Below are 15,342 nucleotides of genomic sequence, written 5' to 3' on the forward strand. Positions count from 1 at the left end.
TCGTTGACGATGCTGTGCCATGCCTACCAGCCGAGGTCGCTGTGCGAGCCCAGCCGCACCAGGGTCAGTTCCTTATCATACAGCTTAGCATAGATGAGCAGGAGATCCGGCCTCAGATGGCAATCGCGATAGCCGTTCCAATCGCCCGTCAGCGCATGGTCGCGATAGGTCTCCGGCAGATCGTTGTCCTCGATGAGTAACGCGAGCACGGTTCGCAACTCGGTATCCAATATTGCGCCGTACCGCCCCTTTGCCATCCGCTTGTAGTCTCGTCGGAAGCGAGCCGTACGTCTAATCGTCCGCATTCAGATCGGCCATGAGGGCGTCGATGCTGTCGAACTTCTCCCCGTCGCCTCGGCGGGCCTCTTCAATAGCCGCGATTGTCTCGGCATTCGGAACGAAGGGCGCGAAGGGCAGCTTCTTCTCCCTGGCCACTCGCACCATCAGCATGCGAAACGCATCGGACACCGACAGCCCCATCGTCGCGAGGACCGCGGCGGCCTCTTCTTTGGTTTCCTTGCTGATACGGGCCCTGACGACGGCATTTTCGGCCATGATGCGCTCCTTTGGGCTACAATGTAGCACACTGAGCAATCGGATTCGAGGGCCGCTCCAGTCGGGTGGCACCTTATCCTTCCACGCGTGTCGAGACCGGTCTAATGTGATTTCCACCCATCCATGTGCGGCTAGGGTTCCGTTGCCTTCGCAAGCTGGTCCGAGCGCCGTTACGAGCCGTGTACGGCAGACACCTGAAAGACAAAAAAACTAGGGGGGATGGCTGGGTGCGCTGGCGCGCGCCTGTTTCATCCTCATCGTCTTCAGGGGCCCTCATGACAATTTCTGGTTTTGTCCTCGTTCTCGCGGCGGCGTTCTGCCACGCGACTTGGAACTTCCTCGTCAAGAAAATCCGGGGCGGCCCCGAGTTGATCTGGCTCTTCTCGATGGTCACGCTCGTCCTCTATTTGCCGCTGGCCATCTATGTCGTCGTCTCCCAGCGCCCCGATTTCGGCGCCTGGCAGTCCGGTTTCATCCTCGGCAGCACGGCGCTGCATCTCGGTTACTTCCTGTTGTTGCAGCGCGGCTATCGCAACGGCGATCTGTCGATCGTCTATCCGGCCGCACGTGCGACCGGGCCGTTCCTGGCCACGATCTTCGCCGTCACGATGCTGGGGGAACCGCTGACGTGGCAGATCGCCCTCGGCGCGATCGTCATCATCGCCGGCGTCCTGTTTCTGTCGGGCGGGCTCAAGCGTGGCTCCAAGAGCGTCACCGCCTCGATCCTGTTCGGCGTCAGCGTCGGCTTGCTGATCGCCAGCTATACCGTCTGGGACGCCTACGCCGTCACAGCCTTGCTGATTCCGCCGTTGCTCCTCGACTACGTGTCGAGCATCGGCCGGGTCATGCTGCTCACACCTTACGCGCTGCGACGCCAGGCGATGGTGGCGGCGCTTTGGGCGAACCACCGGTCGAGCGTTATCGCCATCGCGGTCTTGAATCCGCTCGCCTACATTCTCGTGCTCTACGCCCTCACCTTCACGCCGATCATTTATGTGGCGCCGACCCGCGAGCTCAGCGTCGTTCTCACCGTCCTGATGGGCAGCCTGCTCTTGCGTGAGGGCCAGTTGCGGCAACGCCTGTTCTGGGCGGCGGTTATCCTGGGCGGCGTGATCCTGCTGGCGACCGGGTAAGGAGCGGCTCGCGTGATAGCTCCTTGGCCTGCTCAGAGGCCGATTTCATCACATGCGGAACAACCCGAACCGTGTGTCCTCGATCGGCGCGTTCAGCGCGGCGGCGAGCGACAGCGCCAGAATATCGCGGGTTTTGGCCGGGTTGACGATGCCGTCGTCCCACAGCCTCGCCGAGGCATAGAGCGGGTGGCTCTGGCGCTCGAACATCGCGATCGTCGGGCGCTTGAATTCGGCTTCCTCCTCGGCAGACCACTCGCCGCCGCGCCGCTCAATGCCGTCGCGCGTGACGCTCGCCAGCACCCCGGCCGCCTGCTCGCCGCCCATCACCGCGATACGGCTGTTCGGCCAGGTCCACAGGAAGCGCGGCGAATACGCCCGCCCGCACATGCCGTAATTGCCGGCGCCGTAGGAGCCGCCGATCAGCATGGTGATCTTCGGCACGGCCGTCGTCGCGACGGCGGTGACGAGCTTCGCCCCGTGCTTGGCGATGCCGCCCGCCTCATATTGCCGGCCGACCATGAAGCCGGTGATGTTCTGCAGGAACACCAGCGGGATCTTGCGCTGCGAGCAGAGCTCAACGAAATGCGCGCCCTTCACGGCGCTTTCGGAAAACAGCACGCCATTGTTGGCGATGATTCCGACCGGCATACCGCGGATATGGGCGAAGCCACAGACCAGCGTCGGGCCGTAGCGCGCCTTGAATTCATGGAACCTGGATCCGTCGACGACGCGGGCGATCACCTCGCGCACGTCATAGGGCGTCTTGGCGTCGGCGGGCACGATCCCAAGGATTTCCTCCGGGTCGTAGGCCGGCTCTTCCGGCGTCTGGAATTCCATCGCCCGCCGCTTGTCCCGGTTGAGATGGGCGACGGCGTGGCGGGCCAGCGCCAGCGCGTGCAGATCGTCCCTGGCCAGATGGTCGGCGACGCCCGATAGCCGCGTATGGACGTCGCCGCCGCCCAGATCCTCCGCGGTGACCACCTCGCCGGTCGCAGCCTTGACCAGCGGGGGGCCGGCCAGGAAGATCGTGCCCTGATTGGCGACGATGATGGTCTCGTCGCTCATCGCCGGCACATAGGCCCCGCCGGCGGTGCAGGAGCCCATGACGACGGCGATCTGGGCGATGCCCTTCGCCGACATCTGCGCCTGATTGTAGAAGATGCGGCCGAAATGGTCCCGGTCGGGAAACACCTCGTCCTGGTTCGGCAGATTGGCGCCGCCGGAATCGACCAGATAGACGCAAGGCAGATGGTTCTCGGCGGCGATCTCCTGGGCGCGGAGATGCTTCTTCACGGACAGCGGAAAATAGGTGCCGCCCTTCACCGTGGCGTCGTTGGCCAGCACCATCACCTCGCGGCCCGACACCCGGCCGATGCCGGCGATCAGACCGGCCGCCGGCACCGCGTCGTCATACATCCCGTTCGCCGCGAACAGGCCGATTTCGAGAAACGGCGAACCCGGATCGAGCAGCCCCTCGACGCGGTGGCGGGGTAAGAGTTTGCCGCGCGACAGATGCCGTTCGCGAGCCTTCTCGCCGCCCCCGGCCATCGCGGCTTCGGCGGCCGCCTCGACCGCTTCCATCTGCCGGACCATCGCCGCTCGATTTTCGGAAAAGCTCTCGGAGCGGGGCGAGATGGCGGAGGTCAGGACGGACATGAGGTGCTCAAGATTGGCTGCGGGCGACGCGGTCGTCCCGGACCATAGCCATAGAAGTCCCTGCCCTGCTACCGGTAGTCCGGATTGGGATGATCGAACCGACAGCCGGCCTCCCAGGCGTCGCGGTCGTTGCCGTGCCGTGGCAGGCCGCCGGCATCCTTCAGCATCCGCGCCATGTGCATCAGGTTCCAGGTCATGATGGTGGCGTTGCGCTGGGTGAAATCATTGTCGTAGCCCAGCGGCCCGTTGTCCGTCTCGTCGCCGTAGCTCGGCCCCGGCCCGGCCTCGCCGATCCAGCCGCAATCGGCCTGCGGCGGAATCGTGTAGCCGAGATGGCCGAGGGCGTAGAGGCAGGTCATCGCGACATGCTTGATGCCGTCCTCGTTGCCGGTGACGACGCAACCTCCGGTCTTGCCGTAGAAGAAGCTCTGACCCTTGTCGTTCTTCAGCCCGCTCATGCCGTAGAGCCGCTCGATCACCAGCCGGCAGGCCGAGCTTTCCTCGCCAAGCCAGATCGGAGTGCCGAGAACGAGGATCTCTGCTTCTTTCACCGTCTCCCAGAGTTCCGGCCAGGCATCCGTCGCAGCGCCGTGTTCGGTCATGTCGGGCATGACCCCGTAGGCGATGGGATGGTCGACGGGGCGGAACTGGCTGACCGCGACGCCGTTTCGCTCCATGATCTGATGCGGAACCGACAGCAGATCGTCCGTATGCGAGCGCTCGGGACTGCGCTTCAGCGTGCAATTGATAATCACCGCCTTCAAATCGCTGAAGTCGAAATCATGCCCCTTGCAGAGCGCTTCCTGGCGGTCATTGAGGGGCATGGGAGTTCCTTTCGGTCACAGTTTTCGCGCAACTGCGCGGAACGCGGAAAATCGGGCATCCGCCCGCAAGGTCAACCCGTCTCGTGGAACAGCTCGCGGCCGATCAGCATCCGCCGGATCTCGCTGGTGCCGGCGCCGATCTCGTAGAGCTTGGCATCGCGCAACAGCCGTCCGGTCGGGTAGTCATTGATATAGCCATTACCGCCGAGCGCCTGGATCGCTTCCAGCGCCATCTGCGTCGCCTTCTCGGCGGCGTAGAGGATGCAGCCGGCGGCATCCTTGCGGCTGGTCTCGCCGCGGTCGCAGGCCGCCGCCACCGCGTAGACATAGGCCCGGCAGGCGTTCATCGTCACATACATGTCGGCGAGCTTGCCCTGCATCAGCTGGAACTCGCCGATCGGCTGGCCGAACTGCTTGCGCTCATGGACATAGGGAACGACCACATCCAGGCAGGCGGCCATGATGCCGAGCGGGCCGGCCGACAGCACCACCCGCTCGTAATCGAGGCCGCTCATCAGCACCCTGGCGCCGCCGCCCTCCTCACCGAGAATATTCTCATAAGGCACCTCGCAATCCTCGAAGACCAACTCGCAGGTGTTCGAGCCGCGCATGCCGAGCTTGTCGAGCTTCTGCGCGGTCGAGAATCCCGCCATCTGCTTCTCGATCAGGAAGGCGGTGATGCCGCGCGGCCCGGCGTCCGGGTCGGTCTTGGCGTAGACGATCAGTGTCGAGGCGTCCGGGCCGTTGGTAATCCACATCTTGGTGCCGTTGAGGACGAAGCGGTCGTTGCGCTTGTCGGCCCTGAGCCGCATGCCGACGACGTCCGACCCGGCGCCGCTCTCCGACATGGCCAGCGAGCCGACATGCTCGCCGGAGACGAGTTTCGGCAGGTATTTCCGCTTCTGCTCTTCGGTGCCGTTGCGACGGATCTGATTGACGCAAAGGTTGGAATGGGCGCCGTAGGACAGGCCCACCGAAGCCGAGGCACGCGAGATCTCCTCGATCGCGACGCAATGCGCCAGATAGCCCATGGCCGAGCCGCCATACTCTTCTTCCACCGTAACCCCGAGCAGGCCGAGCGCGCCCATCTCCTGCCAGAGTTCGTTGGGAAATTCGTTGGTGCGGTCGATCTCGGCCGCGCGCGGCGCGATCGTCTCCTGCGCGAAGCGGTGCACCATGTCGCGCAGCGCGTCGATCTCCTCGCCGAGCGCGAAGTTCATCCCCTTGTCGAACATATCTACTCCTTGAAATCCCGCCGCCGCCAATCTGGCGCCATCGGGGATGAGCGGCAACATTATTTGCCGACAGGGCGGTGCAAAGCGTCGCCGGCTGGCGGCAAAAAGGCTAGTCTGACCTTAGAGGAACCATGAAAGACCGGAGAAAGAAATGAGCCAGGCCGCAATCAGAACCTCCGACGAAGGCGAGCGGCGCGCACTCGTGCTGGAGAAAAAGGGCGAACTCTCGCTCCGCGAAATTCCGGTCGACGAACCGCTCGGCCCACGCGACGTGCGGGTCGCTATCCACACCGTCGGCATCTGCGGCTCGGACGTCCATTATTTCACTCACGGCGCGATCGGACCTTTCGTCGTCAAAGCCCCCATCATCCTCGGCCACGAGGCGTCGGGCATCGTCACCGAAGTCGGGGATCGGGTCGAAACGCTCCAAATCGGCGACCGCGTCTGCATGGAACCCGGCATCCCGGACCCGGACAGCCGCGCGACGCGCCTCGGGCTCTACAATCTCGATCCGGCCGTACGCTTCTGGGCGACGCCGCCGGTGCATGGCGTTCTGAGATCAAGCGTCGTTCATCCGGAGGCGTTCACCTTCAAGCTGCCGGACACCGTCTCCTTCCCCGCCGGCGCCATGGTCGAGCCGCTGGCCGTCGGCGTCCACGCCGTGACCAAGGCGCGCGCGGCGCCCGGCAATGTCGCGATCGTCATCGGCGCCGGACCGATCGGCCTGGTCACCGTGCTCGCCGCTCTCGCTGCCGGCTGCGCCCATGTGATCGTCAGCGATATCGACGATAGCAAGCTGGACCTTGCCCGCACGCTCGGACCGGTCTCAACCGTCAATGTGGCGCGGGACAACCTCGTCGAGGCGGTGATGGCCCAGACCGGCGGCTGGGGTGCGGACGTCATCTACGAATGCTCCGGCGCGGAGCGGGCGATCGTCGGCATTTTCGAGCCGCTCTGCCCGGGCGGTACGGTGGTCTTCGTCGGCATTCCGCTGAAACCCGCCGCCTACGATGTCGCGGCGGCGATGCTGCGCGAAGCGCGGGTCGAGCATGTGTTCCGCTATGCCCATGTCTTCGACCGCTGCGTCGCGATGCTGGCTTCGGGAACGATCGACGTCGCGCCGCTGATTACCCGGACCTTTCCCTTCGCGCAAAGCGTCGAGGCCTTCGAACTGGCCGCGAGCGCACCGAAAGGCGAGGTGAAGATGCAGATCCAAATGGGACTTTGACACCAGCAAGAAGCGCATTTCGCGGAAAAGCGGCGGCGGCCGAGCCTGTTCTTTACCGGTCGTTGGGAATGGTCAGCAGGACCGACAGCCCCTTCGTCCCCTCGACCTCGAGGCTGCCGTTCAGTTTGCGGGCGCAGCCTTCCACGATCCGCCAACCGAGCGACTTGGAATTTCGAAGCACCGTCTCCGGATTATCCAGTCCCGGCCCATCGTCACCGACGCGAAGACAGAAATTGGGTCCCTGCTGATATGCTTGAATGTCCACATGGCCGTTCTCGCCGCCGTATTTCGCGGCGTTGGTCACCAGTTCGTTGACCACCAGCGCGATCTCCGTCGCCGCTTCGAACCCGATAGAAATCGCCTCGGCATGGCAGTCAATCGTTAAGCCACTGGAGCCGAAAGCGGAGGCGAGCCTGTCGGTGAGGCTCTCCAAATGCTGCCGCATATCGACCTGGGTCACGTCTTCAGCCTGATGCAGGAAATTATGTGCGTTGGCAAAGGCCTGTATGCGGTTCGTCAAAATCCCGAGCGCTTCCTGCGTCTCCTCCGATTTGGCCTGCCGCGCCTGCATCAGCGCCAACGACTGGATGATCGCCAGATTGTTTTTGGTCCTATGATGGATTTCGCGCAGGAGGAATTGCTGTTCGGCCAGGGAATCGCGCAATGCGCGATTCTGCTCGGCGAGTTCTTCGATCGGGGAGCCTTGCGCGGCGTCGATGAGGGCGCCGGCAGTCGCCTTTGCGAGATCGTCGGTGTCGCGATTCCCATTCAGGTGAAGCCCAAGCGTCACCAGTGTGCCGCCCGCGCCGGTCTTCAGGTCGAAATAATCGACCAGCTTCTGCGAGCCACTTAGGCCCAGACCGAGCCCGGTGTGTGCCTGATGCCGAGGCCCGTAGCATCGTTTCGACGGCAGCGATCCCAGGCCCCTTGTCCTGCACCCTGGCCATCAGCCGGGTCCTGTCTTCAGGGCGGTCGAAGGCGAATTCGGCAACTCCCCCGCCCGCATATTGGAGCGCGTTGCGGGCAATCTCCGACACCGCCGTCGCAAAGCGAATCTGATCACGCGTAGCAGCGCCGGCGACCTGCGCGGCAAGGCGCGCGGTGCGGCGTGTATGCGTGACGTCCGCGTCCCGCTCGACACGAATCGACGTGACGACCGCCTTCACTGCCTTGCTCGCGCGACAACCACGCCGCAGTCATCGGTTCCCCGCCGCCTCCGCTTGTAAAGCGTCGCGGCAATTGTCATCGGCTCGCGAAAAAACAGCGACGACGGTTCCGGTACACGCTCGCTGCCCCGCAGACCATCGGTCGAAAGCACCAGCATTCCTTCCGCCGGCCAGTTGTGCTCCGTCACCCGAGGCTGTTTGGCGCTCGCGCCCACGATGCCCGGCGTCGATGGAATGCCGTGGCGAGCGCCGTCAGGGGACAATATTTCCCCCCGAACATTTCCGAGTGACATCGCCCGTAGTTTGCCGGCGGTATGCGGCAGCTCGACGAGTAAAGCGGCGGCACCGCGCCCGCCGCTCAGGGCCGCCGAAATTTCTGCCGCCGTCGCCTCCAGCGAGGCTCCCGTCGACCGCTCGAAGGCCTCGACACCTTTTTTAGCCTCGACCGCCGCCGCGGGTCCGTGACCCAGAACATCCATCAGCATGATCATCGTATGGCGCGCCTCCAGGCGCAGACCGAAGGCGTCCCCGCCCTCGGAGAAATCCGGCTTCGGGACGATCAGGCCGACGGCCTCCAAGGCTTTCCCCAAGTCCTGCTTCAGCTTGCCAATGGTGATCGCAAGCGTCGTGCCCTTCGGGTCGCTGTAGATGTCAAAGGCGTCCGACATGCGCGCGATCGCGCCGAGCCCGCCGCCCAATCCTCGTTCGCCCCCCTGCGCCGTCGTATAACCGTCGGTCATTGCAGCCTGGATATCCGACAAGCCCGGTCCGTCGTCGAGAACGATGACGTCGAATCGCGCCGCCTCACCCTCCGCACGCAGAATCAGAATGATCTCGCCCCCGCGGGCGTGCCGGACCAGATTTGTTGCCGCTTCGGTGACGACCAATGCCAGTCGGTCGCGGTCGTTGGCGGACAAGCCGATCGTCTCGGCTTCGTGGAGAGCTTTTCTGCGCGCCGCACCGACTTGGCTGATTTCCGTGACTTGTAGCGAGATCATCGGGCAGCGGACTCCAATATGACGGTTGTCCCGCTCTCGCGGGACGATTCAACCTCGAGCCGGTCGACCAGGCGGCGGGCGCCGCTCAAACCGAGCCCCAACCCGCCTCCGGTCGTAAAGCCGTCCGTGAGAGCCTGCTTGATGTCGTCGATGCCGGGGCCTCGGTCCGAGCATGTAGCAACGACCTTGCGGAACGACCCGTTCCCGATAATCGCAAATGAAATCACACCTCCGCCACCGTAGACGATCGCGTTGCGGGCTATCTCCGAGACGGCGGTGACGAACTTCGTTCGTTTGATCACGCTGGCGCCCAGAGACGCCATCGCCTTCATTGCGGCTTGGCGCGCGAAAGCCACATCGGCGGCTCGGGCGAGCCTGACGGTCACAACTTCCTCGCTCACGGATCGCTCAATGCTCTATTGGTGAAGGATCAGATCGATTGCCCTGTCCGCGTTCAGCGCCGTCTCGACGCCCTCCAGCGTCATGCCAAGTTCGACGAGAGTCATCGCCACGGCCGGACGCATGCCGACGACGATCGTGCGCGCATTCATCATGCGGGCCATCTGAGCCATGGCACCCAGCATCCGTCCGGCGAAGGTATCGACGATCTCAAGACTGGAGATGTCGATGACCACGCCGCGGGCCTTGTGACGCGCCACTTCCTCGACGAGTTGATCCTGGAGAGTCACGACCCCTTGGTCGTCCAGATCGTCGCGAATCGCGACAACCACGCATCCAGTGATCGTGACAATGGGGGTGGTGCCGAACGAAGATTCCACCCCTTAACTCTCCTTCACGGAAACGCCGATGCGCTCGAAAGCATGGGCGAGGCCGCTCTGCAGATCGACGCGCGTGACGATATTGGGCAGTTCCACGCCGAGATTGACGATCGTCTGGGCGATTTTCGGGCTGATACCGCAGATGACGCATTCGGCCCCCATCAATCGTACCGCCGCCGCCGTCTTCAAGAGGTGCTGGGCCACCAGCGTATCCACCGTCGAAACGCCCGTGATGTCGATGATCGCGACTTCCGCTTCCCACTGCACGATCGAGTCGAGCAGATTCTCCATCACAGCCTGGGCACGGAACGAATCGAGGGTCCCAATAAGCGGCACCGTGACGATCCGATCCCAGATCTTGACGACCGGCGCCGAAACCTCGGTCATCTCGGCCTGCTGGCGTTCGATCACCGCTTCGCGCTTCTGAACGAGGTACTCGATGGCCTGAAGCACGATCTGATCGACGACCCGGGTGGTGTTCCAGATCTCGTCTGAGAAGGCTTGCGGGCTGTCGGCGAGGATCGACCGCAACTGATCGAACAAGGGCTGCTTGATCGATGCGATGAACCAGCCCATTTCCTTCGGGGAAACCCCGCGCTGGGTGCGGCTCTCCGTGATCGCCTCCAGAGTCTCGCGGAATTGATCCCAGGCTGGCTTGCCGAGATCGAACCCCTCGTCGACGGCGGCGTTCTCCATCGCCCCCGTAAGGACACTCAGAAGTTCCCGGCTCTGCTGCTCGGTTTCCTTGGCGGAAACGAGATCCGTTCGCTTGACGCCTTCCCGCGCCTGGGCCTTTAGCCATCCAGCGAGGACTTTCTCGAAGTCCGCCCGGAGAAGCGCCACGGTCGGTGATGTTTCGACTGCCATTTCATGCCCTTACTATCAGCGTCCCTGCGCGTCTATCGCCCGGTGTGGCCGTTGACGCAATCCGGTTTTTACGCATTTGGCCAGATTGGAAACTTTGGCAATGGCTTTTTGCCTCTATCGCGGACGGGTTCTACGCAGATATTTTCGCACGATGCGGCAGCCGTTTACGATTGCAGTGCAATATCCGCTCGCGAATTCTCCACCATACATGCTGCAATGCAGTATATCCGCAGACTTCGGCGGTCATCCGAAAGTACTATTGGCGAACGCCCCCACTTCGGAAACGATAGCAGGCGTTCAAGCTGATTGTCGGCGTTCAGCGGCCACACGGTCGACGCCCGGCGCTCGGCTGGAATCCAATAATTCGGGAGGTCACCAATGGCATTTTTCAAGGACGGATGGACCCGTCGGCAGCTGCTCACGACGGGCGTCGGCGTTGGCGCCGGTCTCGCCATGCCGCACGTCTTCACACGCGGCGCCTGGGCGCAGGACCAGGCTTTTTGCAACAATCCGAAAGGCGACACCGTCACCCTCGGCTTCAACGTCCCCCAGTCCGGCCCCTATGCCGACGAAGGCGCCGACGAGTTGCGGGCCTACGAGTTGGCAGTCAAGCACCTGAATGGCGAAGGCGATGGCGGGCTGATTCCGCTGTTCAAGCCTTCCAACCTCAAGGGTAATGGCATTCTCGGCAAAAAGGTCGCCTTCGTCACCGGCGACACCCAGACCAAGTCGGACGCGGCGCGGGCCTCGGCCAAGCGGATGATCGAGGCCGACGGCGCGATCATGATCACCGGCGGCTCGTCCTCGGGTGTCGCTATCGCGGTGCAGTCGCTCTGCCAGGAGATGGGCGTCATCTTCATGGCGGGTCTGACCCACTCCAATGACACCACCGGCAAGGACAAGCGGCGCTACGGCTTCCGGCATTTCTTCAATGCCTACATGTCGGGACAGGCGCTCGGACCGGTGCTCGCCGAGGAATACGGCAAGGATCGCGTCGCGTACCACCTGACGGCTGATTACACCTGGGGCTGGACCCAGGAAGAATCGATCAAGAACGCCACCGAGGCGCTCGGCTGGAAAACGGCGCAGGCCGTTCGCACGCCGCTCGGCGCCGGCGATTTCTCGCAGTATCTCACGCCGGTGCTCAATTCCGGCGCCGATGTCCTGATCCTCAACCACTACGGCGGCGACATGGTCAATTCGCTGCGTCAGGCCGTTACCCAGTTCGACATGAAGAGCAAGCAGGTCAACGGCAAACAGTTCGAGATCGTCGTACCGCTATTCTCCGAGTTGATGGCGCAAGGTGCCGGTGAAGCCGTGAAGGGCATTCTCGGCACTGCCAACTGGGACTGGAAACTCGACAACGAGGCCTCCAAGGCCTTCTCCAAGTCGTTCGGCGAGGCCTATGGTCGGCCGCCGTCGCAGGCTGCCCAGACCTGCTACGCACAGACGTTGCTCTATGCCAACGCCGCCGAGACTGCCGGCACCTTCTATCCGCCGGAATTGATCAAGGCGCTCGAGGACTTCGAGTTCGACGGGCTTGGCAACGGGCCGACGCTGTATCGCGGCGCCGACCACCAGTGCTTCAAAGACGTTCTGGTGGTGCGCGGCAAGCAGGAGCCGACCAACCAGTTCGATCTCATGGAGATCGTCAAGGTCGTGCCGCGCGATGAGGTTACCTACGATCCGGATATCTTCGGTGGTGAACTCGGCCCCTCGGAAGTCAAAGGTTGCGCGGCCTGATCCAGGGCTGACATGATGAGGGCCGCCGACCGAAGGGCCGGCGGCCCATCCAGCTTTCGCGAGGATCGATAGGATCGATCAGAGGGACCTATGGACGCCATTATTCTTCAGGTCTTGAACGGGCTCGACAAGGGCGGCGCCTACGCGCTGATCGCCCTCGGCCTGACATTGATCTTCGGCACTCTGGGTGTCGTCAATTTCGCCCATGGCGCGCTGTTCATGCTCGGCGCCTTCTGTGCTGTGGCCTTCACCAAATTGCTGACGATCTCCGAACGCGTCCGCGACGAGAGCGTCACCTTTTTCGAGGCCTACAAGGAAATTCCCTACCTGGAGATCTGGTGGGGAGACACCGGCCGCGCGATCGTCGACTGGGCTGTCCCCCTGTCGGTCCTGGTGGCGATCCCGGTCATGCTCCTGATCGGCCTCGCCATGGAGCGCGGGCTCATCCGCTTCTTCTACAAGCGCAGCCATGCCGAGCAGATTCTGGTGACCTTTGGCCTGGCGATCGTGTTGCAAGAGATCGTCAAGCACTATTTCGGCGCCAACCCGATCCCGCTCACCGCGCCCCCGCTGCTCGCCGGCAGCGCCGACATTGGCCAATGGTTCGGGGTCACGGGCATCAGCTATCCGATGTGGCGGATCGTCTATTTCCTGTTCTCGCTCGTCGTCATCGCCGCCGTCTTCGCCTTCTTGCAACTGACCACCTTCGGCATGGTCGTCAGGGCCGGGATGGCGGATCGCGAGACCGTCGGCCTGCTCGGGATCAATATCGGCCGCAAGTTCTCGATCGTCTTCGGGCTGGCCGCGGTCGTCGCGGGCCTTGCCGGCGTCATGTACACGCCGATCCTCGCGCCGAACTACCATCTGGGGATGGATTTCCTGGTCTTGTCATTCGTCGTCGTCGTCGTCGGCGGCATGGGATCGCTTCCCGGCGCGGTGGTTGCCGGCTTCTTGCTGGGAATTCTGCAGTCCTTCGCCTCGCTGACCGAGGTCAAGGACATCGTTCCGGGCATCGACCAGATCATCATTTATCTCGTCGCCGTCGTCGTCCTGCTCGTCCGTCCACGCGGCTTGATGGGCCGCAAGGGCGTCATGGAGGTCTGATCCGATGAACAGCGCTGTTTCACCCTCCGTATCGACCGCCGAGACCGGTCCGCATCGTTCGACTCCGCCGGCAGCCAAGCGCCAGCGCGGCTTCTTCGAGGGGCCGATGGGGGATTATGTCTATGTCGCGCTTTTCGCGGCGGCGATCCTGACCATGCCGATCTGGCTGGCGCCGATCGGCGCCGGTTATCCAGACATCCTGCAGAAGTTCGCGATCTTCGGGATCTTCGCGCTCGGCTTCAACATCCTGTTCGGCTTCTCCGGCTATCTGTCCTTCGGCCACGCCGCCTTCCTGGGTGCGGGCTCCTACGCCGCGGTCTGGATGTTCAAGCTCTTGTCGATGAACGCCGTCTTCGGGCTGGTCTTCGCGATCCTCGTCGCCGGCGTGTTCGCGCTGGCGATCGGCTTCGTCAGCCTGCGCAGGTCGGGCATCTACTTCTCGATCCTGACGCTGGCCTTCGCGCAGATGTCCTACAACCTCGCCTATTCGGTGCTGACGCCGATCACCAACGGGGAGACGGGTCTGCAGATATCGCGCAGCGATCCGCGGGTCATCGACCGCGCCTTCGGCACCGCCTCCGCGTCGCTGCCGTCGCCGAATTTCTTCGGAATCGAACTGCAGGGATGGGCCGGCTTCTATTTCTGCGCGATCCTTTTGATCCTTGCCTTCTTCCTGGCGATGCGGATCAAGAATTCGACCTTCGGCATGATGTTGCTCGCCATCAAATCCAACCAGAACCGGATGGCCTTCACCGGCTTCAACACCCGACCCTATCTGCTGACGGCCTTTGTCATTTCGGGCATGTATGCCGGCCTTGCGGGCGGTCTGCTGGCCATCACCGACCCGTTGGCGGGCGCGGACCGCATGCAGTGGACCGCATCGGGCGAAGTCGTTCTGATGACCATCCTCGGCGGCGTCGGCACGCTGCTCGGGCCGGTCATCGGCGCGGCGGTGATGAAATATCTCGAGCAGATCTTCTCCTCGTTCAACGACAGCTTCCTCTATCGTACCTTCGACTTCCTGCCCGACTGGGCGCAGGAGACGATGGTCGCGATTACCAGTCCCTTCGTCGGCGAAGGCTGGCTGTTGACGCTCGGTCTTCTATTCATGGTCCTGGTGATCGCGCTGCCGGGCGGCATCATGGAGGGGCTACGGCGGATCGGCGGAATCATCCGCAAGCCGAAGACGGCGGGCAATAAACAAATGCCCGACATGCCGCACTCGGCCCATTCGGCCGCGGAATAGAGGAACCGGCATGGATATTCTCGCGATCAGCGGCGTCAACAAGCGCTTCGGCGGGCTCAAGGCCCTCGACAACGTCAATCTGAACGTCAAGGAAGGGACAATTCACGCCATCATCGGCCCCAACGGCGCCGGCAAGTCGACGCTGCTCAATTGTCTGGTGGGGCGCATCGTTCCGGATGAAGGCTCGGTCGAGTTCAACGGCCATGGGCTGCTCGGCCGCCATCCGCACCAGATCAATCAGGCCGGCATCGCAAGGGTGTTCCAGACGCCGGAAGTCTTCGGCGAGATGACGGTGATGGAAAACGTCATGATCCCCGCCTTCGCGTCGGCGGACGGGGCCTTCCGCATCAATCTGTGGAAGCGCGCGGCGGACCGCCGACAGGTTGAGGCGGAAGCCGAGGAAATCCTGGAAGACCTGCACCTGGCGGACCAGCGCGACCAGATCGTCAATTCGATGTCGCGCGGCGACAAGCGGCGCCTGGAGCTGGCCATGTGCCTGGTCCAGAAACCCAAGCTGCTGCTGCTCGACGAGCCGACCGCCGGGATGTCGCGCGCCGACACCAACAACACCGTCGAGCTGTTGAAGAAGATCGCCAAGCGCAAGATCACCAAGGTGATCATCGAACACGACATGCATGTGGTCTTCTCGCTCGCCGACACCGTGAGCGTCATGGCGCAGGGGACCGTCATCGCCGAGGGCACGCCGCAAGACATCAAGACCGATCCGCGCGTGCAGGAAGCCTATCTCGGGGGAGCGCATCTATGAGCGAGACCATCGCCACGACGGAACGCCCGGCCTCCCCTCGCC

General features: G+C 63.3%; 17 protein-coding genes. 7 read left to right on the forward strand and 10 right to left on the reverse strand.

Annotated features, from left to right (window positions below):
• Positions 1–23: 23 nt before the first annotated feature.
• Together VQ044_RS09385 and VQ044_RS09390 are read right to left on the reverse strand one after the other, a co-directional pair.
• Complete coding sequence (locus VQ044_RS09385) at positions 24–305, reverse strand: type II toxin-antitoxin system YafQ family toxin (RefSeq protein WP_327623102.1); 282 nt, start codon at positions 303–305, stop codon at positions 24–26.
• A complete protein-coding gene (locus VQ044_RS09390) occupies positions 292–555 on the reverse strand; it encodes a type II toxin-antitoxin system RelB/DinJ family antitoxin (RefSeq protein WP_327646958.1) in 264 nt (87 codons plus the stop codon). Before VQ044_RS09390 ends, VQ044_RS09385 begins: the two co-directional genes overlap by 14 nt.
• A gap of 275 nt (positions 556–830) precedes the next feature.
• Between VQ044_RS09390 and VQ044_RS09395 the strand changes: the two genes are divergently transcribed.
• Complete coding sequence (locus VQ044_RS09395) at positions 831–1,688, forward strand: DMT family transporter (RefSeq protein WP_327646959.1); 858 nt, start codon at positions 831–833, stop codon at positions 1,686–1,688.
• Positions 1,689–1,736: 48 nt separating this feature from the next.
• On the opposite strand, the gene VQ044_RS09400 is transcribed toward VQ044_RS09395, so the two are convergent.
• The 3 genes from VQ044_RS09400 to VQ044_RS09410 form a co-directional block, all read right to left on the reverse strand.
• Positions 1,737–3,344 carry a carboxyl transferase domain-containing protein gene (locus VQ044_RS09400; RefSeq protein ID WP_327646960.1) on the reverse strand — a complete coding sequence of 536 codons (1,608 nt, stop codon included), beginning with the start codon at positions 3,342–3,344 and terminating at the stop codon, positions 1,737–1,739.
• A gap of 68 nt (positions 3,345–3,412) precedes the next feature.
• Positions 3,413–4,168 (reverse strand): flavodoxin family protein, encoded by a 756-nt coding sequence (locus tag VQ044_RS09405; protein WP_327623098.1) that lies wholly within the window; start codon positions 4,166–4,168, stop codon positions 3,413–3,415.
• Between the two features lie 71 nt (positions 4,169–4,239).
• On the reverse strand, positions 4,240–5,403 hold the full coding sequence (locus VQ044_RS09410; protein ID WP_327646961.1) for an isovaleryl-CoA dehydrogenase: 1,164 nt from the start codon (positions 5,401–5,403) through the stop codon (positions 4,240–4,242).
• A gap of 151 nt (positions 5,404–5,554) precedes the next feature.
• On the opposite strand from VQ044_RS09410, the gene VQ044_RS09415 reads away from it, so the two are divergent.
• Positions 5,555–6,631, forward strand: coding sequence for an NAD(P)-dependent alcohol dehydrogenase (locus tag VQ044_RS09415; protein WP_327646962.1), 1,077 nt, complete (start codon positions 5,555–5,557; stop codon positions 6,629–6,631).
• 52 nt (positions 6,632–6,683) lie between these two features.
• Here VQ044_RS09415 and VQ044_RS09420 read toward each other — a convergent pair whose 3' ends face one another.
• Positions 6,684–7,202, reverse strand: a complete 519-nt coding sequence (locus tag VQ044_RS09420) for a sensor histidine kinase (protein WP_327647017.1) — start codon at positions 7,200–7,202, stop codon at positions 6,684–6,686.
• 45 nt (positions 7,203–7,247) lie between these two features.
• On the opposite strand from VQ044_RS09420, the gene VQ044_RS09425 reads away from it, so the two are divergent.
• Positions 7,248–7,484 (forward strand): hypothetical protein, encoded by a 237-nt coding sequence (locus VQ044_RS09425; protein WP_327646963.1) that lies wholly within the window; start codon positions 7,248–7,250, stop codon positions 7,482–7,484.
• A gap of 309 nt (positions 7,485–7,793) precedes the next feature.
• Here the strand turns inward: VQ044_RS09425 and VQ044_RS09430 are convergent, their stop codons facing one another.
• The 4 genes from VQ044_RS09430 to VQ044_RS09445 are packed head-to-tail and all read right to left on the reverse strand — an operon-like array spanning position 7,794 to position 10,441.
• The gene (locus tag VQ044_RS09430; RefSeq protein WP_327646964.1) at positions 7,794–8,795 is read right to left on the reverse strand and encodes an ATP-binding protein; all 1,002 of its coding nucleotides are present in this window, start codon (positions 8,793–8,795) and stop codon (positions 7,794–7,796) included.
• The gene (locus tag VQ044_RS09435; RefSeq protein WP_327646965.1) at positions 8,792–9,181 is read right to left on the reverse strand and encodes an ATP-binding protein; all 390 of its coding nucleotides are present in this window, start codon (positions 9,179–9,181) and stop codon (positions 8,792–8,794) included. Before VQ044_RS09435 ends, VQ044_RS09430 begins: the two co-directional genes overlap by 4 nt.
• Positions 9,182–9,211: 30 nt before the next feature.
• On the reverse strand, positions 9,212–9,574 hold the full coding sequence (locus VQ044_RS09440) for an STAS domain-containing protein (protein ID WP_327646966.1): 363 nt from the start codon (positions 9,572–9,574) through the stop codon (positions 9,212–9,214).
• Between the two features lie 3 nt (positions 9,575–9,577).
• Entirely contained in the window at positions 9,578–10,441 is an 864-nt protein-coding gene (locus tag VQ044_RS09445; protein ID WP_327646967.1) for an STAS domain-containing protein, read from the reverse strand.
• Positions 10,442–10,819: 378 nt separating this feature from the next.
• Between VQ044_RS09445 and VQ044_RS09450 the strand changes: the two genes are divergently transcribed.
• The 4 genes from VQ044_RS09450 (at position 10,820) to VQ044_RS09465 (ending at position 15,300) form a co-directional block, all read left to right on the forward strand.
• Entirely contained in the window at positions 10,820–12,184 is a 1,365-nt protein-coding gene (locus tag VQ044_RS09450) for a substrate-binding protein (protein ID WP_327646968.1), read from the forward strand.
• Between the two features lie 90 nt (positions 12,185–12,274).
• Complete coding sequence (locus VQ044_RS09455) at positions 12,275–13,288, forward strand: branched-chain amino acid ABC transporter permease (protein ID WP_327646969.1); 1,014 nt, start codon at positions 12,275–12,277, stop codon at positions 13,286–13,288.
• Between the two features lie 106 nt (positions 13,289–13,394).
• Complete coding sequence (locus VQ044_RS09460; RefSeq protein WP_327647019.1) at positions 13,395–14,534, forward strand: branched-chain amino acid ABC transporter permease; 1,140 nt, start codon at positions 13,395–13,397, stop codon at positions 14,532–14,534.
• Between the two features lie 10 nt (positions 14,535–14,544).
• The gene (locus VQ044_RS09465) at positions 14,545–15,300 is read left to right on the forward strand and encodes an ABC transporter ATP-binding protein (RefSeq protein ID WP_327623089.1); all 756 of its coding nucleotides are present in this window, start codon (positions 14,545–14,547) and stop codon (positions 15,298–15,300) included.
• The last annotated feature ends 42 nt before the right edge of the window (positions 15,301–15,342 follow it).

Origin of the sequence: Aurantimonas sp. C2-5-R2 (assembly GCF_036549495.1) — a bacterium.
Lineage (GTDB): Bacteria > Pseudomonadota > Alphaproteobacteria > Rhizobiales > Rhizobiaceae > Aurantimonas > Aurantimonas coralicida_A.